Annotated in this window: 25 protein-coding genes and 11 pseudogenes; 14 read left to right on the top strand and 22 right to left on the bottom strand. The window is 37.8% G+C overall.

The features are described 5' to 3' along the window. Window positions 1–69: 69 nt before the first annotated feature. The 5 genes and pseudogenes from AYJ55_RS33385 to AYJ55_RS26515 form a co-directional block, all read right to left on the bottom strand. A pseudogene (locus tag AYJ55_RS33385) lies at window positions 70–296 on the bottom strand (transposase); the annotation flags it as partial. A 32-nt stretch (window positions 297–328) separates the two neighbouring features. Beyond that, window positions 329–792 (bottom strand): annotated as a pseudogene (locus tag AYJ55_RS15875) (transposase); the annotation flags it as partial. A gap of 12 nt (window positions 793–804) precedes the next feature. Further along, on the bottom strand, window positions 805–1,293 hold the full coding sequence (locus AYJ55_RS15870; protein WP_222703522.1) for an IS630 family transposase: 489 nt from the start codon (window positions 1,291–1,293) through the stop codon (window positions 805–807). Further along, complete coding sequence (locus tag AYJ55_RS15865) at window positions 1,262–1,627, bottom strand: IS630 transposase-related protein (protein ID WP_063653415.1); 366 nt, start codon at window positions 1,625–1,627, stop codon at window positions 1,262–1,264. Before AYJ55_RS15865 ends, AYJ55_RS15870 begins: the two co-directional genes overlap by 32 nt. A gap of 36 nt (window positions 1,628–1,663) precedes the next feature. After that, window positions 1,664–1,903, bottom strand: a pseudogene (locus tag AYJ55_RS26515) (transposase); the annotation flags it as partial. 72 nt (window positions 1,904–1,975) lie between these two features. On the opposite strand from AYJ55_RS26515, the pseudogene AYJ55_RS15860 reads away from it, so the two are divergent. The 3 genes and pseudogenes from AYJ55_RS15860 to AYJ55_RS33380 form a co-directional block, all read left to right on the top strand. Next, window positions 1,976–2,152, top strand: a pseudogene (locus tag AYJ55_RS15860) (transposase); the annotation flags it as partial. Between the two features lie 84 nt (window positions 2,153–2,236). Then, entirely contained in the window at window positions 2,237–3,136 is a 900-nt protein-coding gene (locus AYJ55_RS15855) for a transposase family protein (protein ID WP_063653812.1), read from the top strand. 55 nt (window positions 3,137–3,191) lie between these two features. Then, a pseudogene (locus AYJ55_RS33380) lies at window positions 3,192–3,388 on the top strand (IS3 family transposase); the annotation flags it as partial. A gap of 21 nt (window positions 3,389–3,409) precedes the next feature. Here the strand turns inward: AYJ55_RS33380 and AYJ55_RS15850 are convergent. Together AYJ55_RS15850 and AYJ55_RS15845 are read right to left on the bottom strand one after the other, a co-directional pair. Then, window positions 3,410–3,898 (bottom strand): IS630 family transposase, encoded by a 489-nt coding sequence (locus AYJ55_RS15850; protein ID WP_063653499.1) that lies wholly within the window; start codon window positions 3,896–3,898, stop codon window positions 3,410–3,412. Next, complete coding sequence (locus AYJ55_RS15845) at window positions 3,867–4,232, bottom strand: IS630 transposase-related protein (RefSeq protein ID WP_063653415.1); 366 nt, start codon at window positions 4,230–4,232, stop codon at window positions 3,867–3,869. Before AYJ55_RS15845 ends, AYJ55_RS15850 begins: the two co-directional genes overlap by 32 nt. Window positions 4,233–4,268: 36 nt before the next feature. On the opposite strand from AYJ55_RS15845, the pseudogene AYJ55_RS15840 reads away from it, so the two are divergent. Then, a pseudogene (locus AYJ55_RS15840) lies at window positions 4,269–5,066 on the top strand (IS3 family transposase); the annotation flags it as partial. Window positions 5,067–5,072: 6 nt separating this feature from the next. Here AYJ55_RS15840 and AYJ55_RS15835 read toward each other — a convergent pair. The 4 genes and pseudogenes from AYJ55_RS15835 to AYJ55_RS30920 all read right to left on the bottom strand — a co-directional run. Continuing rightward, window positions 5,073–5,756: pseudogene (locus tag AYJ55_RS15835) on the bottom strand (IS256 family transposase); the annotation flags it as partial. Window positions 5,757–6,018: 262 nt separating this feature from the next. Further along, entirely contained in the window at window positions 6,019–6,507 is a 489-nt protein-coding gene (locus AYJ55_RS15830; RefSeq protein WP_063653499.1) for an IS630 family transposase, read from the bottom strand. Next, window positions 6,476–6,841 (bottom strand): IS630 transposase-related protein, encoded by a 366-nt coding sequence (locus AYJ55_RS15825; protein WP_063655295.1) that lies wholly within the window; start codon window positions 6,839–6,841, stop codon window positions 6,476–6,478. Before AYJ55_RS15825 ends, AYJ55_RS15830 begins: the two co-directional genes overlap by 32 nt. 35 nt (window positions 6,842–6,876) lie before the next feature. Then, window positions 6,877–7,017 (bottom strand): annotated as a pseudogene (locus tag AYJ55_RS30920) (IS256 family transposase); the annotation flags it as partial. 297 nt (window positions 7,018–7,314) lie between these two features. Here AYJ55_RS30920 and AYJ55_RS15820 point away from each other — a divergent pair. Beyond that, a pseudogene (locus AYJ55_RS15820) lies at window positions 7,315–7,578 on the top strand (transposase); the annotation flags it as partial. Window positions 7,579–7,636: 58 nt separating this feature from the next. Here the strand turns inward: AYJ55_RS15820 and AYJ55_RS15815 are convergent. From AYJ55_RS15815 to AYJ55_RS26495, 4 genes and pseudogenes are all read right to left on the bottom strand, one after another. Then, the gene (locus AYJ55_RS15815) at window positions 7,637–8,677 is read right to left on the bottom strand and encodes an IS481 family transposase (RefSeq protein ID WP_063657218.1); all 1,041 of its coding nucleotides are present in this window, start codon (window positions 8,675–8,677) and stop codon (window positions 7,637–7,639) included. 88 nt (window positions 8,678–8,765) lie between these two features. Beyond that, window positions 8,766–9,053 carry a hypothetical protein gene (locus tag AYJ55_RS15810; RefSeq protein WP_063657217.1) on the bottom strand — a complete coding sequence of 96 codons (288 nt, stop codon included), beginning with the start codon at window positions 9,051–9,053 and terminating at the stop codon, window positions 8,766–8,768. Between the two features lie 585 nt (window positions 9,054–9,638). Continuing rightward, window positions 9,639–9,794, bottom strand: a complete 156-nt coding sequence (locus tag AYJ55_RS26500; protein ID WP_074168136.1) for a Cox family DNA-binding protein — start codon at window positions 9,792–9,794, stop codon at window positions 9,639–9,641. A gap of 16 nt (window positions 9,795–9,810) precedes the next feature. After that, window positions 9,811–9,948: pseudogene (locus tag AYJ55_RS26495) on the bottom strand (Rpn family recombination-promoting nuclease/putative transposase); the annotation flags it as partial. 207 nt (window positions 9,949–10,155) lie between these two features. Between AYJ55_RS26495 and AYJ55_RS15805 the strand changes: the two are divergent. From AYJ55_RS15805 to AYJ55_RS26490, 4 genes and pseudogenes are all read left to right on the top strand, one after another. Continuing rightward, a pseudogene (locus AYJ55_RS15805) lies at window positions 10,156–10,389 on the top strand (metal-dependent hydrolase); the annotation flags it as partial. Window positions 10,390–10,411: 22 nt separating this feature from the next. Next, entirely contained in the window at window positions 10,412–10,777 is a 366-nt protein-coding gene (locus tag AYJ55_RS15800) for an IS630 transposase-related protein (protein WP_063657216.1), read from the top strand. Further along, on the top strand, window positions 10,701–11,234 hold the full coding sequence (locus AYJ55_RS15795) for an IS630 family transposase (RefSeq protein ID WP_162505291.1): 534 nt from the start codon (window positions 10,701–10,703) through the stop codon (window positions 11,232–11,234). The genes AYJ55_RS15800 and AYJ55_RS15795 overlap by 77 nt, the downstream gene beginning before the upstream one ends. A gap of 77 nt (window positions 11,235–11,311) precedes the next feature. Beyond that, a complete protein-coding gene (locus tag AYJ55_RS26490) occupies window positions 11,312–11,611 on the top strand; it encodes a metal-dependent hydrolase (protein ID WP_342668176.1) in 300 nt (99 codons plus the stop codon). A 92-nt stretch (window positions 11,612–11,703) separates the two neighbouring features. Here AYJ55_RS26490 and AYJ55_RS15790 read toward each other — a convergent pair whose 3' ends face one another. The 4 genes from AYJ55_RS15790 to AYJ55_RS26485 all read right to left on the bottom strand — a co-directional run bounded on the left by AYJ55_RS15790 (window position 11,704) and on the right by AYJ55_RS26485 (window position 14,860). Beyond that, window positions 11,704–13,092: an MFS transporter gene (locus tag AYJ55_RS15790; protein WP_063657215.1), complete on the bottom strand. Its 1,389-nt coding sequence runs from the start codon at window positions 13,090–13,092 to the stop codon at window positions 11,704–11,706. 91 nt (window positions 13,093–13,183) lie between these two features. Beyond that, on the bottom strand, window positions 13,184–14,044 hold the full coding sequence (locus AYJ55_RS15785; protein ID WP_245677394.1) for a site-specific integrase: 861 nt from the start codon (window positions 14,042–14,044) through the stop codon (window positions 13,184–13,186). Next, a complete protein-coding gene (locus tag AYJ55_RS33375) occupies window positions 14,038–14,424 on the bottom strand; it encodes an Arm DNA-binding domain-containing protein (RefSeq protein ID WP_245677393.1) in 387 nt (128 codons plus the stop codon). Before AYJ55_RS33375 ends, AYJ55_RS15785 begins: the two co-directional genes overlap by 7 nt. Window positions 14,425–14,686: 262 nt before the next feature. After that, entirely contained in the window at window positions 14,687–14,860 is a 174-nt protein-coding gene (locus AYJ55_RS26485) for a helix-turn-helix transcriptional regulator (protein WP_074168098.1), read from the bottom strand. 472 nt (window positions 14,861–15,332) lie between these two features. Between AYJ55_RS26485 and AYJ55_RS15780 the strand changes: the two genes are divergently transcribed. The 5 genes from AYJ55_RS15780 (at window position 15,333) to AYJ55_RS29355 (ending at window position 17,887) form a co-directional block, all read left to right on the top strand. After that, window positions 15,333–16,160: a glycosyltransferase gene (locus AYJ55_RS15780; RefSeq protein ID WP_162505628.1), complete on the top strand. Its 828-nt coding sequence runs from the start codon at window positions 15,333–15,335 to the stop codon at window positions 16,158–16,160. A gap of 34 nt (window positions 16,161–16,194) precedes the next feature. Beyond that, window positions 16,195–16,365, top strand: coding sequence for a glycosyltransferase family 8 C-terminal domain-containing protein (locus AYJ55_RS36185; protein ID WP_187153288.1), 171 nt, complete (start codon window positions 16,195–16,197; stop codon window positions 16,363–16,365). Continuing rightward, window positions 16,313–16,762 (top strand): hypothetical protein, encoded by a 450-nt coding sequence (locus tag AYJ55_RS30915; protein ID WP_187153302.1) that lies wholly within the window; start codon window positions 16,313–16,315, stop codon window positions 16,760–16,762. The genes AYJ55_RS36185 and AYJ55_RS30915 overlap by 53 nt, the downstream gene beginning before the upstream one ends. Window positions 16,763–16,839: 77 nt before the next feature. After that, complete coding sequence (locus AYJ55_RS29360; RefSeq protein WP_162505626.1) at window positions 16,840–17,421, top strand: sulfatase-like hydrolase/transferase; 582 nt, start codon at window positions 16,840–16,842, stop codon at window positions 17,419–17,421. After that, entirely contained in the window at window positions 17,396–17,887 is a 492-nt protein-coding gene (locus AYJ55_RS29355) for a sulfatase-like hydrolase/transferase (RefSeq protein ID WP_162505625.1), read from the top strand. Before AYJ55_RS29360 ends, AYJ55_RS29355 begins: the two co-directional genes overlap by 26 nt. Window positions 17,888–17,894: 7 nt before the next feature. Here the strand turns inward: AYJ55_RS29355 and AYJ55_RS15770 are convergent, their stop codons facing one another. The 3 genes from AYJ55_RS15770 to AYJ55_RS33370 are packed head-to-tail and all read right to left on the bottom strand — an operon-like array spanning window position 17,895 to window position 19,284. Further along, window positions 17,895–18,452 carry a tail fiber assembly protein gene (locus AYJ55_RS15770; RefSeq protein WP_063657214.1) on the bottom strand — a complete coding sequence of 186 codons (558 nt, stop codon included), beginning with the start codon at window positions 18,450–18,452 and terminating at the stop codon, window positions 17,895–17,897. Between the two features lie 9 nt (window positions 18,453–18,461). After that, a complete protein-coding gene (locus AYJ55_RS15765) occupies window positions 18,462–18,947 on the bottom strand; it encodes a phage baseplate protein (RefSeq protein WP_245677392.1) in 486 nt (161 codons plus the stop codon). Next, window positions 18,898–19,284: a hypothetical protein gene (locus AYJ55_RS33370; protein WP_063657212.1), complete on the bottom strand. Its 387-nt coding sequence runs from the start codon at window positions 19,282–19,284 to the stop codon at window positions 18,898–18,900. Before AYJ55_RS33370 ends, AYJ55_RS15765 begins: the two co-directional genes overlap by 50 nt. Window positions 19,285–19,311: the final 27 nt, after the last annotated feature.

Genomic DNA, 19,311 nt, shown 5'->3' with positions numbered 1-19,311 from the left:
TTCTATCCTAGTTTCACGATTTTTATTTCGACCTTTAGGATAACCTGAGTTCGGGATAAGCATTATCAATTATGCTTGAAGAGATGTTCCTGCCACAGGTATCTTTGGTTTAGATGGAATTAAACAATATGCAACCCGCCCGGCTAATAAATTCACTACAAAGTTAGCAGGAGAGTGGTGCCACGTATGCGCTATCTGACAAAGATTTTTAACTCATCAAATACCGTTTCAATGACAGAACGATGACGCAAGATGGCTTTGTCGAAACAAGTCTGTTCAACAGGCTTCATTTTCTTCGAGGGTGTTCATAATTCTGTGTCAGGGGATTTTATATTTTGATTATACCATCTAGGCGCCCTTTAAAATAGATGGACAATTGAGCAATGGTTAACGCCCAGTTACTAATCGGCATAGTCCATTTGTTGGATACCGGATTGATGCCAATATAGAGTAATTTTAATAAGCTGTTTTCATTAGGAAAAGCCCCTTTGGTTTTAGTTAATTTCCTAAACTGCCGATGAACCGCCTCTACTGCATTGGTCGTATAAATGGGTTTTCTAATGGCTTTAGGGTATCGAAAATAAGCACTGAGCAACTCCCATTTACTTCGCCAGGATTCTAGCACTATCGGGTATTTTTCACCCCATTTCGTTTCCAGTTCATCAAGAGCAAGCTCAGCAGCCGCTTTAGTATCTGCACGATAAACCGGCTTAAAATCAGCCATAAAGGCTTTTTGGTCTTTACTGGCAAATAACGTAAGCTATTGCGAATTTGATGAACTATAGCTAGGCGACTTAATTTTGATTACAGCATATGTATTAAAAACAGGTCATCGATAGTGCATCCTGTTTCCATCTTTTTACGTTTAGCTTGAGACCATTTATGTTCTATAGGATTTAAATCTGGTGAATACACAGGCAAATATTCTATCTGGTGTCCTGCGTTTATAATTGCCTGTTCAATATTCTTACCTTTGTGAAAGCTAGCGTTGTCCATAAAAATAACAGAATTTTCAGGAAGTTCTGGGAGCAATATTTTTGTGATCCAAACATAAAAAACATCACGATTAATATTGCAATCAAATAATCCGATAGCAAAAAGGGGTGTTCCCAATAAAGCGCCAATAACATTTGTTCTTCCCTTAGCACCCCAGTTTTTCAGGCCAAAACAACGGTGACCTTTTGGGGAATAGCCGTGAGTTCGTGGAGTGTCATGTGAAAAACCACTTTCATCAATAAAAACAACAGATTTATCTTTTTTTTCATACTGTTGTCTTTTTTGCTGATGTGCCAGCCTGTCGCTTTCGTTGGTTTTTGGATGGAATAGAGTTTTTTTTATAGGTTAATCCCAGCTTTTTAAGGGATTGCCAAATAGTCTTTTTACAAACACCGAATCGCTCTGCCCGTTCCTTTTGGTAAGCATCTGGATACTGTTCCACATCTTTTGCTAAAGCATTTTTATCGAGCTTCCTCTTACGTGGCGTTGAATTTTTTGGCTCTGGTCGTTTAAGCCAACGTACTAAAGACGCTTTTCCAATACGGAATTGTTTCGCAGTTTCTCGAATTGTTAAACCTTCGGCTTTCCTTACAGATATTACTTTACGTCGAAAATCAATGGTATAACTCATAACACACCTTGTAATCAAAATTAAGTCGCCTAGCTATACGCATAGCTGAACTTCTGTCTTCGGGAAAATACTGGCTATCGCTTCTGGAAACCCTTTCAATCCGTCAACACAAGCGATTAAAATATCTTGTATACCACGGTTATGTAAGTCAGTCAGAACGCTCAGCCAATGATGTGCTCCTTCTGTTTCAGACATATAGAGTCCTAACAATTCCTTATGCCCATCGGTGGTTAGTCCAAGTACTGTGTAGATTGCCTTATTGATATAGTGACCATTGTAGTGGCATACTAAATTTGGCCACCTAAGTTGAGGTGATATGCTTACCTCATAATTTTTATAGGTGCCGAAATGAGTAAAATAATTACTGCTGAATTTAAATGTGAAACCGCCAAATTAGTCCTTGACCAAAATTACACCTACCAGGAAGCTGCGAAAGGCATGAACGTCAGTCTTTCAGCGATTAACCGGTGGGTAAGAGCCCTTCGTTTAGAACGTCAAGGGAAAACATCGCCTGGTCTGCCATTAAAATAGTTGCTGAATAGAGACTTGCATTTTTTGTCACGCTATAGACAATAAAAAGAGGTTTAACTTAGAAAATAACGGTTTGAAATGATCAACAAAGAGCGGTTGTTACGAGATAATCGTTTATGTAAAGCAATCATTGGATTATCAGTCGAAGAATTGAAAAATTTAGCCGCTGAATTTTCAGCTTGTTATTTGATTTATCGGAAAAAGAATCGAAAAGATCACGAGCGGCAGATGGGTGCAGGGCAGAAAGGATTTATCCCAACCCCATTAGATAAACTGCTTTTTATTTTATTGTATTTAAAATGTTATCCGACCTATGATTTGCAAGGACTTCTTTTTGGTTTAGATAGAACACGGGTATGTCGCTGGGTAAAAATATTATTGCCGGTTTTAGAGATGACCTTGGGGCGAGAATGTGTTTTGCCCGCTCGTCAAATTCGCTCTGCTGAGGAATTTTTTCGCGCCTTTCCTGGAGTTAAAGACGTCTTTATTGATGGGACAGAGCGACCTGTCCAAAAGCCTAAGAATCTGCGTCGGCGAAAAAAAATGTATTCGGGAAAGAAAAGACAGACCACTCGAAAAGGGCTTATTATGACTGACGAAACGAGGAAAATTGGATTTATCCCCATGATCAAAAATGGGCGCCGTCACGATAAACGCTTACTCGATAAAGTCGATATAATTCGCCATATTCCCCCTGAGGTAACCATCTGGGCCGATACCGGTTTTCAAGGTATAGATAAACAGCATCCTAATACACAAATCCCAAAAAAAGGAACTCGAAAAAGACCTTTATCGCCTGAACAAAAACAAGAAAATAAAATAATCTCGGGCATCCGTATTACGGTTGAACACGCCATCGCGGGTATCAAGCGCCTCGGTTGTATGACCCAAATTTTACGGAATCGTAGACCCTTTATTGATGATACCTTTTTACTCCTTAGTGCCGGTCTTTGGAATTTCCATCTCAGAACAGCCTAAAATTTACTTCAATCACCGAAAAATACCCTTATTTCACTATTAAGCAACACGCTTATTAACACCTGAACAAATTGAGTTCGGAGAAATGAAGAAAAAAATCCACCGGCTGGAAATGGAGAATGACATCTTAAAAAAGGCTACTGCGCTCTTAATGTCCGACTCACTGAAAAATTTTCGGTAGTTGAAAAGCTAAGAGTGCTTTATCCGGTGAAAACTTTGTGTCGTATTTTTAATGTTCACCGAAGCAGTTATAGCTAGGCGACTTAATTTTGATTACAGCATATGTATTAAAAACAGGTCATCGATAGTGCATCCTGTTTCCATCTTTTTACGTTTAGCTTGAGACCATTTATGTTCTATAGGATTTAAATCTGGTGAATACACAGGCAAATATTCTATCTGGTGTCCTGCGTTTATAATTGCCTGTTCAATATTCTTACCTTTGTGAAAGCTAGCGTTGTCCATAAAAATAACAGAATTTTCAGGAAGTTCTGGGAGCAATATTTTTGTGATCCAAACATAAAAAACATCACGGTTAATATTGCAATCAAATAATCCGATAGCAAAAAGGGTTGTTCCCAATAAAGCGCCAATAACATTTGTTCTTCCCTTAGCACCCCAGTTTTTCAGGCCAAAACAACGGTGACCTTTTGGGGAATAGCCGTGAGTTCGTGGAGTGTCATGTGAAAAACCACTTTCATCAATAAAAACAACAGATTTATCTTTTTTTTCATACTGTTGTCTTTTTTGCTGATGTGCCAGCCTGTCGCTTTCGTTGGTTTTTGGATGGAATAGAGTTTTTTTTATAGGTTAATCCCAGCTTTTTAAGGGATTGCCAAATAGTCTTTTTACAAACACCGAATCGCTCTGCCCGTTCCTTTTGGTAAGCATCTGGATACTGTTCCACATCTTTTGCTAAAGCATTTTTATCGAGCTTCCTCTTACGTGGCGTTGAATTTTTTGGCTCTGGTCGTTTAAGCCAACGTACTAAAGACGCTTTTCCAATACGGAATTGTTTCGCAGTTTCTCGAATTGTTAAACCTTCGGCTTTCCTTACAGATATTACTTTACGTCGAAAATCAATTGTATAACTCATAACACACCTTGTAATCAAAATTAAGTCGCCTAGCTATATCGCTATTGGTGTCAGCCTAAGGAGCCAGATATTGAGCGGACGATAAAACGTAGCCTAGTCAGCGAAGCGTGGAACGTTAGTGGCGGCTCTGCTGGCGCAAGGACTATCGCCACGATGGTTACCAATACACACAACGTGAAACTTGGGCGGTGGTTAGCGGGTAAGTTGATGAAAGAATTAATCATCGTCAGTTGCCAAGAGCGAAAACATAAATACAACCGCGGTGGAAATGAACGTATTGATATTCCAAATCTGCTCAATAGGCAGTTCGCTGTTACAAAGCCTGACCAGGTTTGGTGCGGCGATGTAACCTATATTTGGACAGGCTCACGATGGGCCTATCTGGCTGTGGTATTGGATTTGTTTGCCCGAAAACCGGTGGGCTGGGCAATGTCATTTGCACCAGACTCAGAATTAACCGCCAAAGCACTACAAATGGCTTGGGAACTACGTGGGCATCCCAAACAGGTGATGTTCCATAGTGATCAGGGAAGTCATTATACCAGTCGTCAGTATAGGCAGGCATTGTGGCGTTATCAGATGACCCAAAGTATCAGTCGCAGAGGGAATTGTTGGGATAATAGTCCGATGGAACGATTCTTCCGTAGTCTGAAGACCGAATGGGTGCCAACGACTGGCTACCAAAGCTTTAGTACTGCTCAGTCAGCCATTATTCGCTACATAACCCACTATTATAGCGATATAAGACCTCACTGGTATAACGGTGGATTAACGCCAAACGAATCAGAGCGACTGTTCCGTGAACAGTCAGGTAGGGTGGCCAATTTTAGTTGACCACTACAGGGCAAGCTCAGCAGCCGCTTTAGTATCTGCACGATAAACCGGCTTAAAATCAGCCATAAAGGCTTTTTGGTCTTTACTGGCAATATAACGTAAGCTATTACGAATTTGATGAACTACGCATAGCTGAACTTCTGTCTGCGGGAAAATACTAGCTATCGCTTCTGGAAACCCTTTTAATCCGTCAACACAAGCGATTAAAATATCTTGTATACCACGGTTATGTAAGTCAGTCAGAACGCTCAGCCAATGATGTGCTCCTTCTGTTTCAGACATATAGAGTCCTAACAATTCCTTATGCCCATCGGTGGTTAGTCCAAGTACTGTGTAGATTGCCTTATTGATATAGCGACCATCATGTTTTATCTTGTAATGAATGGCATCGAGCCAGACAAAAGGATAGAGCGCCTCCAGAGGGCGTTGTTGCCAGGCTTTTAATTCAGGGAGTAATTTGTCAGTAATATGCGTAATAGCTCCATCTGATATTTCCAGTCCATATAATTCTGCAACATGTTTTTGAATATCACGATAACTCATGCCTAATGCAAATAACGATAGGATTTTGTTATCAATATCCTCTGATAATTTTGTCTGATTTTTCTTAATGAGCTGAGGCTCAAAAGCACCTGACCTGTCTCTGGGCGTTTTCAGTTCAAATTGACCTGATGTCGATTTAACCGTTTTTCGAATATAAAGCATGTTGCTCAATAGTGAAATAAAGTTGCTTAAAATAAAAACAAGTTAGATACATCTAAAAAATACAAAAATAGTTTATTTTTTAATCTTACATGGGTTATTTTTAATGCAAAAATTGATGATTTTATCATCATCGGCTGGTTTTTTTGTAAGTCATAATTAATTTTGCTATTGAGCAACAGGCTTATAGCCATTTTTACGCGTATCGATTGACGTTGTCGATAGGTATAGCTAGGCGACTTAATTTTGATTACAGCATATGTATTAAAAACAGGTCATCGATAGTGCATCCTGTTTCCATCTTTTTACGTTTAGCTTGAGACCATTTATGTTCTATAGGATTTAAATCTGGTGAATACACAGGCAAATATTCTATCTGGTGTCCTGCGTTTATAATTGCCTGTTCAATATTCTTACCTTTGTGAAAGCTAGCGTTGTCCATAAAAATAACAGAATTTTCAGGAAGTTCTGGGAGCAATATTTTTGTGATCCAAACATAAAAAACATCACGATTAATATTGCAATCAAATAATCCGATAGCAAAAAGGGTTGTTCCCAATAAAGCGCCAATAACATTTGTTCTTCCCTTAGCACCCCAGTTTTTCAGGCCAAAACAACGGTGACCTTTTGGGGAATAGCCGTGAGTTCGTGGAGTGTCATGTGAAAAACCACTTTCATCAATAAAAACAACAGATTTATCTTTTTTTTCATACTGTTGTCTTTTTTGCTGATGTGCCAGCCTGTCGCTTTCGTTGGTTTTTGGATGGAATAGAGTTTTTTTTATAGGTTAATCCCAGCTTTTTAAGGGATTGCCAAATAGTCTTTTTACAAACACCGAATCGCTCTGCCCGTTCCTTTTGGTAAGCATCTGGATACTGTTCCACATCTTTTGATAAAGCATTTTTATCGAGCTTCCTCTTACGTGGCGTTGAATTTTTTGGCTCTGGTCGTTTAAGCCAACGTACTAAAGACGCTTTTCCAATACGGAATTGTTTCGCAGTTTCTCGAATTGTTAAACCTTCGGCTTTCCTTACAGATATTACTTTACGTCGAAAATCAATTGTATAACTCATAACACACCTTGTAATCAAAATTAAGTCGCCTAGCTATAGTGTTCTATTTCTGCCTGCAGGGCAGCTTCGGTCAGCTGTTTTATGAGTGGTGTGAGTATTCCATCTGTACCGAGTAAATTTTTACCTGATTGTAATTGCTTCAACGCTTCATCAAAATTAAATGATTGATTTCTCATATGTCATACCTCTTTTTTTTTTTGAGTTTAAGATATGACACAGATTTTTGAACACTACCAATTTATAGCCAAAAACGGCCGTATTGATTACTTAGTAACAAATACACGAGTTTCGCACCAATAAAAAAACGCTCTATTTTTAAGTTTAATTCAGCATAATATATAAATAGACAAAATCTTATAAATTAAAAGCAACTTATTGTAATTTAAACAAATTCATACGTTTTAGTAACTTGCAAATTAACTATTGCTTTTAAGCCATTTCTGGAATTTTATATGCCTGTGCGAAACTCGTGACTTCATGTAATTATCAATCATTTGGGGGAAATACTCAGTTTTCGACTTACACCAGGAAACACAGATGATCGGAAACCATTACCTGAGCTGATAAAAGATCTTTCTGGTTGTTTGTATGCGGATGAAGGGTATTTATCGGCTTCACTGAAACGGCAACTGAAAACAATGGGAATTAACCTTATAACGAATATCAAGAAGAAAATGAAGCCTGTTGAACAGACTTGTTTCGACAAAGTCATCTTGCGTCATCGTTCTGTCATTGAAATGTAGTAGCTCAGACTTGATCTAACAGTTACCGGTTATTTATACAGTACCTGTCAGGTTAAATTTGATTTAAATCTTTCTCTCTCCAAAGTTGTTTTCCATCGTGTAAAGTTGCCATAGGAGTTCGACCGCAACACATTTTTCCTTGATGAGTGCGTTGGTTATTATATTCCGCTAACCATTTATCTAAATCAGCTTGTAATTCATTTAAAGCCCTATAGATTTTCTTACGAAAAGCCACCTGATAGAACTCTTGTAATACAGTTTTATGAAAGCGTTCACAAATCCCATTAGTTTGAGGTGAACGAGCTTTAGTTTTTGTATGATCAATATCATTGATAGCGAGATAAAGTTGATAATCGTGATGTTCAACTTTACCACAATACTCACTGCCTCTGTCCGTCAGTATACGTAACACCGGTAACCCATGCTGGGAATAAAAAGGGAGAACCTTGTCATTTAATAAATCTGCCGCCGTTATCGCGCTTTTTGTTGTGTAAAGCTTACAATGAACGACTTTACTGTAAGTATCAATGTAAGTTTGTTGATAAACACGACCAACGCCTTTTAAATGACCGACATAAAAAGTATCTTGTGAACCCAGATAACCTGGATGCGCTGTTTCAATCTCACCACAGGCTTCATCATCTTGCGCTTTCTTTTCTAGAGCACTGATTTGTGATTCTGACAGGATAATTCCTTCTGTTGCGATTTTATCTTCAAGCGCTTTTAGGCGTTTTGTAAAATTTTCGAGATTATGGCGCAGCCAAATAGAGCGAATGCCACTCCCCGAAACAAAAATGCCTTTTTTTCTTAGTTCATTACTACTGCGGTGTTGACCGTGTGCAGGGTATTCAATCGCATACTCGACTACAGCGCTTTCAATCTGTTCATCTACTCTATTTTTTACGTTAGGCACCCGTCGATTTTGATTAATTAAAGCGTCTATCCCACCATCGTTAACAAGTTCCTGGTAGCGATAAAACGTATCTCGGGATACCCCCATAATCTTACAGGCTTTTGAGACGTTATTAAGCTCTTCAGCGAGGTTAAGTAACCCGACTTTATGTTTGATGATAGGATTATTTGTTTGATACATAGAATTACCTTTTATTTAATTATCTAATGATGTTAATTAAAACCGGTAACGCTCTTTTTTAAATCAGAATTGTCGGATTAAGTTAAGACTAATACACATAATAGGAATCTTGACACTTCTTGGCATAAAGAATTTTGGCGAGTTGTTGACCTAAGTCATAGAGTGCATTATTGAAACCAGGAGTAGTTTGGATTGCGAGAAGAGACTCATCATAATTATCTTCGTAGATAAAGATTTGCTGTGATAAGACGTGAGCAAGATACCCGTCATTTAACGATTCATAAATGCGTTCGCCTTCTTTATCGCAGGCCTCGAGTTGTTCTTGTGTCAAGTTTTTGATTATTCGTAAAATCTTGTTCTCGGTTGCCAGATCCATTACGTCTCCTTCTGCGAGGATAACGGTTCTTCACCGTATAAAGATAAGTTTTTGTTAGACAGCGGTTGTTGATACTGTCTGTGGGGTGTCTGTCTAATTGATGTTTAAATGCAACAAGCAGGTTCACAATAGCATTTTCTTGTGTATGATGTTCGCTCCATACACGATTAATGATTTCTTCGGTGGAGCGTTTTTTTAGTAAATTTAATCTTATTGTGCGTATTCTACACTGATCTCTATAGCGCATCTGCCGACGTTCACGGCAACGTTGTCGAGCATTCATGGATAAATGGCTCCTCTATAAGAAGATTTATGCTAAGCACGAAAAATACTTACTACAAATCCACCTATTGGTTATTTGGGGTTTGTGTACACCTGTATCGGCATACTCCGGCTGGAAAGTCCCTACGATAGTAGGCTCAACTCCGCTTCGCATAAACAACCTGCGAAGCTATCAGCAAATTACAGGCGCAACTTCCCTGCCATCCGTTTCACAGACTTTTTTTTGCTGATACCAAAATGTTAAAGAGCAGTTCCGCAGCAAACGCTGGCTATGAACTTTCGTTTAGACTTCTTGCCTGGTCATCACAACCCAAGCCATTTAAGCCAAGCATCACGTTCTTCTGCAGGACGGTTGTAATAAGCTTCAAGGACTCTACGATTAAATTCTGAGATGACTACCCAGCGTTCTCCAACACGCGCCGCAGCTGCATCAGGATCGGTTAACTTGTAGTGGCCAATTTTAGTTGACCACTACAATCGCAAAAGTGTTGAAATCGCAAGGCTCCCGAAGATGAGGAGGCAAATGCACTTCCAGAAAGTCCCGAGCTACGGCGATATCGCCTAGGAACTTTTTAAAGAGTGAATCATGTTGGGATAGTGAAGATTTTGTCATGGGTGTATTATACCGCGTTAAGGGGATAGTCTACCATTGAAATTACTGAACCTCTAATAAGCCGGATCGCTTCTGATGGATGTCACCAACAGCTATCTAGCATTGACGGAGTTTTTAACTTAGTAAACTGTTGATTGTTGAATGATTTTAGCTGCATAATGCACACAAGCAAATAATTATATCTAAATATAACTATGTGTGGTTACTATGACTGCTGGCGGGCATTTCATCTTTGCTTTAGCAAACGCTATTTTTGCGAAAAAATTGGCGTTATCACCAGCATTAGCTCAAGGGAACTGGGGGCATATCATTATTGGCGGAATATTAACCTGCCTGCTACCAGACATCGATCACCCCAAGTCTTTTTTAGGCCAACGATTAAAACGGCTTTCGATACCCATTGCCAAAGTGTTCGGTCATAGAGGTATAGCTAGGCGACTTAATTTTGATTACAAGGTGTGTTATGAGTTATACAATTGATTTTCGACGTAAAGTAATATCTGTAAGGAAAGCCGAAGGTTTAACAATTCGAGAAACTGCGAAACAATTCCGTATTGGAAAAGCGTCTTTAGTACGTTGGCTTAAACGACCAGAGCAAAAAAATTCAACGCCACGTAAGAGGAAGCTCGATAAAAATGCTTTAGCAAAAGATGTGGAACAGTATCCAGATGCTTACCAAAAGGAACGGGCAGAGCGATTCGGTGTTTGTAAAAAGACTATTTGGCAATCCCTTAAAAAGCTGGGATTAACCTATAAAAAAAACTCTATTCCATCCAAAAACCAACGAAAGCGACAGGCTGGCACATCAGCAAAAAAGACAACAGTATGAAAAAAAAGATAAATCTGTTGTTTTTATTGATGAAAGTGGTTTTTCACATGACACTCCACGAACTCACGGCTATTCCCCAAAAGGTCACCGTTGTTTTGGCCTGAAAAACTGGGGTGCTAAGGGAAGAACAAATGTTATTGGCGCTTTATTGGGAACAACCCTTTTTGCTATCGGATTATTTGATTGCAATATTAATCGTGATGTTTTTTATGTTTGGATCACAAAAATATTGCTCCCAGAACTTCCTGAAAATTCTGTTATTTTTATGGACAACGCTAGCTTTCACAAAGGTAAGAATATTGAACAGGCAATTATAAACGCAGGACACCAGATAGAATATTTGCCTGTGTATTCACCAGATTTAAATCCTATAGAACATAAATGGTCTCAAGCTAAACGTAAAAAGATGGAAACAGGATGCACTATCGATGACCTGTTTTTAATACATATGCTGTAATCAAAATTAAGTCGCCTAGCTATATTACTCACAGTTTTCTGGCTATTGTAGGGTGCAGCATATTTCTTTCTTCAGACTTGTTGTCACGAATTATCATTCCGATATCGGTAGATTTTGTCCATGCCATGGTCGTTGGTTATATTAGCTACGTTGTAGCTGATATGTTAACACCAGCAGGAATACCGTTACTATGGCCATATCGTCGACGTTTCTGTATGCCAATATTGAACCCCAGTAAATATCCTAAGTGGGAACGAATATTTTGTGCATTGGTACTGGTATGTGCTGTTCTGTATCCCTTTGACATATTAATAAGTAATAAATTATTGATTACTGATTCTATACAGAATATATGCAATGGGGACGTAACAATTTGATTTAAAATCGATTTTTACATAAGATATTGCTTCTAAGTGATCAAATTCATATCTATGAATACTAACAAATCTGAGTCACAGATTGATATCAATTACATAGCCTCAAGTTGAATATTGCGGGTTTCGCGAGCAAATAGATAAACGATAGAACCGATAAAAAAAATAAACGAAAATATGAGGAAGGGTACGAACACGACATCTTCAGAAAAATTTTTGCCATCGATGAGACCGCCGAGAAAAACAGGACCAACAATTTTAGCTGTGGCACCTACACCATAACCGAGTCCAAGACAGGTCGAGCGTACCTGATTAGAAAACATTTCTCCACCAAATGCATTGATAATCCCAAATGCACCATCGCCAAACATCATAGCAATAAGAGTGCCAACAAAGAAAATCCAGCCTGAAGATATCATATTCAAATTTAAAAAATGCACGATTGTGCTGATCTGTACAGACAGTGTTGCAATCATACATCCAAGCGCACCAATAAGACCGAATAAAAAGAGTGTTCGACGTCTTCCAAGATAATCGGAAAGCCATGCTGAAAATAATCGGCCAACTAAATCCCCTAAAGAAAGTATCATGAATAAATTTGCTACAACATTAATACTAAAATGGAAAACCTGATTCAATAATATCTGTCCCCATGACTGAATAGCGAAACTTCCAAGTATAAAAGAAAATGAACCAATAGCGACAATAGTAAGTTGTTTTGGATAGTGTCTTATTATATTTAGATAAGACTTTTTGCTAATCGATATATCTTCAGGTAAATGCCCCACATTAGTTACAGGGATATTCATCGCCCAGGAGTAAGCTTCACGGGCATCCTGAAAACGTCCTTTAGATACTAAATATCGTGGTGATTCTGGAATGAATTTTCTCCATGCTAATAAAATAACAGGAAGACAACCAATAATTAAAAGTCCTCTCCAACCAAGCGGTTCAGCCAGATAACGAGTGGCGAATGATCCAAGAAATAGACCCAATGGTACAAATGCTGAAGTCAGACCAGTAAATAACCCTCTTTTTTTAGATGGCACAAATTCTTGAACATAAGGTACAGAAGTCACATTAAGCCCGCCAACGGCTATACCTACGCAAACTCGCATGATTGACAAAAATAACCAATTATTTTCAGGCGTTAGCGCAGCCAGTCCGGTAAATATTACAAGTAATAAAATACATGAGAAAAATGATTTCTTACGGCCATATTTATCAGCAAGCCACCCCCAAAAAATTGCGCCGATGACAGTTCCAAATCCTGCTCCAGCGAGGATTAAACCTGACTGTATTGTGCTTAATGACCACCGTTGATCTTGCATAAGCAGGGTAATGACAAAACCGACTAGAAATAAATCAAAAAATTCGAGAATATTTCCAATAGTAAGCATACATATAAGGGATTTTTGATTTTTTGTTAGGGGAGATGAATCCAGTTGTTGTATAGCAGTGATACCTACTTTTACTGATTGCATACTTGCTCCTTTTGTATCCGCAAAAGAGTATTCCTAGCGGTATAAGGCCTTATATTTCTAATCTATTAGCAGTTCATAGCTGATAGCTAATCTATGTAAAATTATATCCATCATAAAGCAAGTAATTTTTTTCCCACTGTTCAATTATTTCTCGTTTTTTTCTTAGATAATCATACCTATCGTAATGTTTTGCTGACACGCCAGGCCTTTTGTGATTTTGAAGTCTATCACGCATTTCTGCACTAATGCCCATATTTCCTGCCAAGGTTTTGGAGGTACGGCGAATATCTCTGGGGGTGAATTTATTAAAACCGGTTAATTTACAGAATTTACGGAGTTGTTTACTGTACTCAGCGGACAGCAAATGCCCTTCTTTTGTATTTCCCGGAAAGAGAAACAGCGCGTCTGGATATTTTTTTCTCTGCCGTTTCAGAATCTCAGTGGCGCTTTGATTCAGTGGGATAATGTGGAAATCACTATTTTTTGATATGTGAGGCGGTACTGTAAGGGTTTTATTTTTTTCATCCCATTGATCACGAGTATTGGTCATTATTTCCCAAGGGCGCTGCCCGCCGCTAAAGATACACAGAAGGGTCAATTGAGCGAAGTCTGGCTGAATGGGGCAAGCTGATTCCGTTACTAAGAGCAATCTTAATAGCTCGCTGAGTTCGTCCCATGACAAAAAACGATCAAGCGCCTTATCTACCCGTTTTTGCGGTGGAATGACACTGACTGGATTTCGGTCAAGCCCGTAAATGGTTTTTTCGTTAATGTTGGCCGGATCGTTATCCGCGAATAACCCAAAATTGAATACGGCATGAAGGTTAGCTCTAATCTTATTTGCTCCGGCGTTTGCCCCACGTTCTATAAACTCTGCAAGAACACGCTTGATCTGAACGGGTGTTATTTCCTTAGCGGGTGTAGCAGGATCAATGTACTTACTGGTTAACACTTGGTTGAGTCTGTTTTTTGTTTTGTCATAAGAGCGATTACCTTGTTTTTTTGAGTGGTGATGTAATCGTCAAACAATTGTTTTATAGTGGCGTGTTCAGCAATAGACGTTTCTGGCGTGGTGATATTGGCAGCGGCGGTGAGGGCTTTTGCGGTTGCTTCTGCGAGGGTTACCGTGGGATAATCTCCCAGTGAAAGGAATTTTCGAGCACCCTCTTTATGGTACTTGTAAACAAAAATCTTTCTGCCGGAAGGGTAAACTTTCAGACCCAAGCGCCCTGTACCTCTGGTGGCTGATGACTGCCATACGTAATACGCTTGCTCTTTTGGTTTAATACCTTTGATCTTGCTGTCAGTGTCAGTGAGTAATATTCCTGCCATTACGGGTGCTCTTACGGGTGTCGTTATGGTGAAATACTATGTTATAAAGTGAAATCATACAACATGTAAAATTCTTTTTATTACAGCAAGTTGAAACTGAATGAAATCATTTGTTATGAGTTAAAATAAGAAGTTATCGCCCTTCTAAGCCGTAGGTCGTAGGTTCGAGTCCTACAGGGCGCGCCAATAAAATTAATGGGTTATGTGGCTTTCCCTCCTCAAATCAAAAATAACAGGTGCTTTAACGGGTGTTGTTATCTCTTTAGGAGTCAACCCATTCTTCATAATCTTTTTCAGGCCAGCCTAAGAAAGTACCGCTTCTACTTTTTTGTGGAGCAGGAAAGTCTTTCTTTTTTGCCCACATTCTCCAAAGTGTAGGGTGACTCTTACCGGTTAATTGACACATTTCTTTAAGTCCGATATAACGGGTTGCCATTTTTATAAACCTCTTTTTAAGCTGCTTCACTATTGGTCATAACAGTGAGTAGTCGGTGAATCATAGGAATGGGCTTTGTGGTGATGTGATGAAGGAGAGTTAGTCTGTCGCTATCAATCTATTTAACTTGGCATCCTTGTATCTTTGAATTCAGCAGACCATTATGTTGATCTGCCTAATGTGAAAAAAAGAATGCATTAATAAGGGTTGTTGCTTAAAAATCGCTTTAGCAACGTAGTAAAACCGGTTTTTTTAAAGCCATCGCTCAATCGAACGTATAGGCATTCCTGGCGATGTAAAACAGAAATCTCTACTTTGATCTCCAATGTCATGATCAGCCGTATCTTAAAACGGCCATTTTTACTCTTGATGCATTAGTTTTACATTGCTAAGTGGATCATTTTTGTATAGGTAGGGATAGTAATTCACTAAGGTTAACAACTTCCCCCAACGCTGCTAATATTATGCTTCTATGATTGAGTCACTTGTAAATGTGCCTGAGGAAAATATGTTAGAAATTGATAAATTAGTAACAAAAGTTATTAATTTAGAAAATGAGAAATTACGTTATTCAGATGATGTATTTAACATTGCTTATGGAGTAGACAAAAACTTTCTATTTGGTACTGGAGTCTCTATCGCCTCGATACTAATGCATAACAAAAATATGAATTTTCATTTCCATATTTTTACTGATTTTTTTGATAATAAACAAAAAAGTTTGTTCTCACAGTTAGCTAAACAATATAATACCAAAATAACAATATATCTTCTTAAATGTGATGAAATAAAAAAGTTACCAACAACCCAAAATTGGTCATATGCTATTTATTTTAGATTTATAGTTGTTAACTATTTATTTTTAAAGGTTAATAAAGTGCTTTATCTTGACGCAGATATCTTTTGTAATGGAAATATAAGTCAATTAACTAAAATCACTTTCCACAATAATGAAATTGCAGCTGTCATACAGGAAGGTGGAAAAAATAAATTTAAATCAATAGATGTCAGTAGTACAGGTGAAAAATATTTCAACTCTGGATTTTTATTAATAAATATTCAACAATGGCAAAAAGAAAATATATCAACTCAGGCCATTAATTTGTTATTAAAGAAAAAACTCCCGTTTCCTGATCAAGATGCGCTTAATTTGTTATTAGTTGATAAACTCGTTTTCTTGGATAAAAAATGGAATAAAATTTACAGTCTTGATGATGAAATGAAAGGCAACAAAAAAAGAGAAATATGTAATAACGATTTATTAATACACTATAATAGGACATACAAAACCTTGGCATAAATGGGCAAACCCATCATCAACACAAGCCTTCATCGTGGCTAAAAACGCCTCTCCCTGGAAAGATATTGCATTGAAAAGCGCTACAGGCGCCCATTTGCTGAAATATCAATTTAAACATGCACTATATCAGAAAAATTATTTGTCAGCATTTAGTGCTTATATTAAGTATTTATGGAAAAGATTACATGCTATTAAGTATAAATAAGTTAGAAAGAATAAAAAATTATAGTATTGATTTTTACCTAAAATTATCATTGCTGCTGATATTATTTTCTGTAATTCACTATGCTCTTGGGTATGTTCCAAGAATACAGTACACGATAGGTATTGTTTCACTATTATTGATATTAAATTCCTACAGGGCAATATATTTTATTTTTATATTAATGTTTTCACTTGCTGGTGCTGTCTATTTTCCCGTAAGCTTTTTATATGGTTCTCCTTCTCTAACAATAACTACATCGTTAAGTTACACAAATTTAAATGAGACAATAGATTTTATTTTCAGTATTCCTAATTATTTATTACTAATATCATCATTAATTTTGGTAATAGGATATATTTGCACAATATTTAAATTAAAAACAAATAGAAAAAAATAATCGCTTTTTGTATTTTTATTTCAGTTCTCCTCTATGGCCCAATAAAAGATTATAAGAATGAAGGTTATTTTAATATTTTGAATACCGGTTACCCTGAACTTAAATTTATAAAAGATTTTTATTATGCCCAAGAAGAGACTAAAAAACTTTTTAGTTTAATATCCGAAAAAGATGAATTTCAACCAAGCAATGTTACCACTTTATTCAATACCTATGTTGTTGTGATTGGCGAAAGTGCCAGACGCGACTTTATGCATGCTTATGGGTTTCCTATCAATAATACACCCTTTATGAATTCTGCTAATGGGATACTCTTTACGCATTACATTTCTGCCGGAGCAACCACTCAGCATTCACTTATCAATTCCCTTTCAATACCCCCAAAAATAGCCAATAACATCATTTCATTAGCAAAAAAAAGAGGATTTATGACTTATTGGTTATCTAATCAGGGCGCTGTAGGATTTAACGATACTCCCGTTGCCGCTATAGGAAAAAAAGCAGATTATTCAGTTTTTCTGAAAAAAGGTAATTTTTCTGATAGTAGAGCATCAAACGATGCTGAATTACTTCCTGAAATCGCTAAAGCAATAAATTCATCTCAACAAAAAAAAAGTTATCGTTATTCATTTAATGGGCAGTCACCCCAGAGCATGTAGCAGAACAAACGGTCAATATGATACTTTTTACAAAAACAAAGAAATTTCATGCTATGTTCAAAGTATAAAAAATACCGACAAATTATTGGCCGCCATTCATCAATATTTAGCTGAAAGTCATTCAAAATGGTCTATGATGTATTTTTCCGATCATGGTCTTGGTTTCTCTGGAAAAAATAATTCTGAAGAATTAAGGCTTATGCATGAAGATCGTTATAAACAAGGTTTTGAAATACCGCTATTTATTACTGCGTACAACGCCAAAGAAAGACAATATATAACCGCTCAAAGAAGTGCGTTAAATTTTTTCAGTCTATTCTCTCAATGGTCAGGAATAGGTGATAACCGTATAGACAATTCATGTACGATGATTTCAAATGATAAATGTAAAAATCAGAACCATGTCCTTAATTTTAACGATAAACTTGTTGATTATACAAAATTACCGATTGATTTACCGCCTTAAGGCTATATTAATACGGTTTTGCAGGCCAAACTATATTATCTGTAGTTGATGTTTCTATACGATTAACTAGTACACGATATTTTTTCCAGGCTATCAGTCGTTTTTTCTCCTCTTCGGTCGCCATATCTAAATCTATGGCATCTTGAAGAGGGGCAATTTCACCAGTGGCATCATATAATTTTTGTTGTTTGATGCCTTCCAATTTATATCTTTTTGCTAAATTTTCAGCTTCAACATCCTTGACACACTTTTCACCGTTCCAGGCATCATATTCACTTTGAGGAGCTAATGGTGTCAAATTCTTCGGCACTTTCCCCAGTTTTTCAAGGGTGACAGATTGACGGTTTTTCGTATCAAACAAAACCAAGCCTCGATGATCTTCCTGATATTCCCATTCCTGACTTTGTTCGTTAAAAACAACGGCAAAACCTTGCCTTTTATCAAGCGGTTTCTTCTCAGTATGAAAAGGCAGTATCTTATGAAATTCATCCGTGTAAGCATCGCAAGAACCAAACAACTCACCGGTATCACTCGTGTAATTATAGGCTTTGAAAATTCTGAACATTTTTATTCCTTAGCTAATTCCGTACCAACCCATCAAAGTAACAAAAGCATTGGTGATATTAATTTCGCTACCATTTCCCATCTTTCCGGTTGTACCTGAAACCGTATGTGAATGTGGACCAAGAGTAACAGTATGGGCGTGGTTACCGGCTTGGGTGGTTGTTTTAGTACCAACTTCCCATTGATTTCTAGAACCACTTTGTCCGGCAGCTTTCCAGTTATCCGGTACTATTCCCTGAAAATTATGTGAATGATTACCTGTTATATTGGTATTTTTATTACCATAATCATAGCTACTGGTAGTTGCTGAAAAAGCGTGCCCATGAGCGGGTAATTGTGCTTCTGTTAGCTTAATAGCGTCAGACCCACCGGTGGTTAATACATTAGAGCCATCTGCTTTCGCTAACCGAATGGTTTTATTTTCACCAATGTATTGCCACTTTGTATTAGGAAATAAGGTATTGGGATTGTTGTTTTCGTGCAAACCAAACAACAATTCCTACCGGATAAATCCCATCAACTGTCGAGGTTTTTCTTAATTCATCGGTCAAGGTTTTTTGACTCACGACATCTGTGCTTGAATCACCCAGGGTTTGCTTTATTCTCCCACCAAAAGCCGTTCCGGCTAATTTTATAATTGCCTGGGTAAGCTGGTCGTCAATCTCAGGGTCTTGTTTAATATTGGCTTTTAACAGGACATTCAATACTTCTCGCTGCAATGAGTTAAGCCACTCGCCTTCCAGAATGGTCGGCGCAATGCCGGCCGCGACATTCCCATTAGTGAATTCGCCCGCTTGCGTTGCGGTAGGGGTAACATCCCCAATTTTTTTCATAACAAATCCTCACCATAACGTGATAGC

Source organism: Candidatus Arsenophonus triatominarum (genome assembly GCF_001640365.1).
Taxonomy (GTDB): domain Bacteria; phylum Pseudomonadota; class Gammaproteobacteria; order Enterobacterales; family Enterobacteriaceae; genus Arsenophonus; species Arsenophonus triatominarum.
Note: the sequence above shows the minus strand (reverse complement) of the source record. Positions and strands in the feature narration are given on the sequence as shown.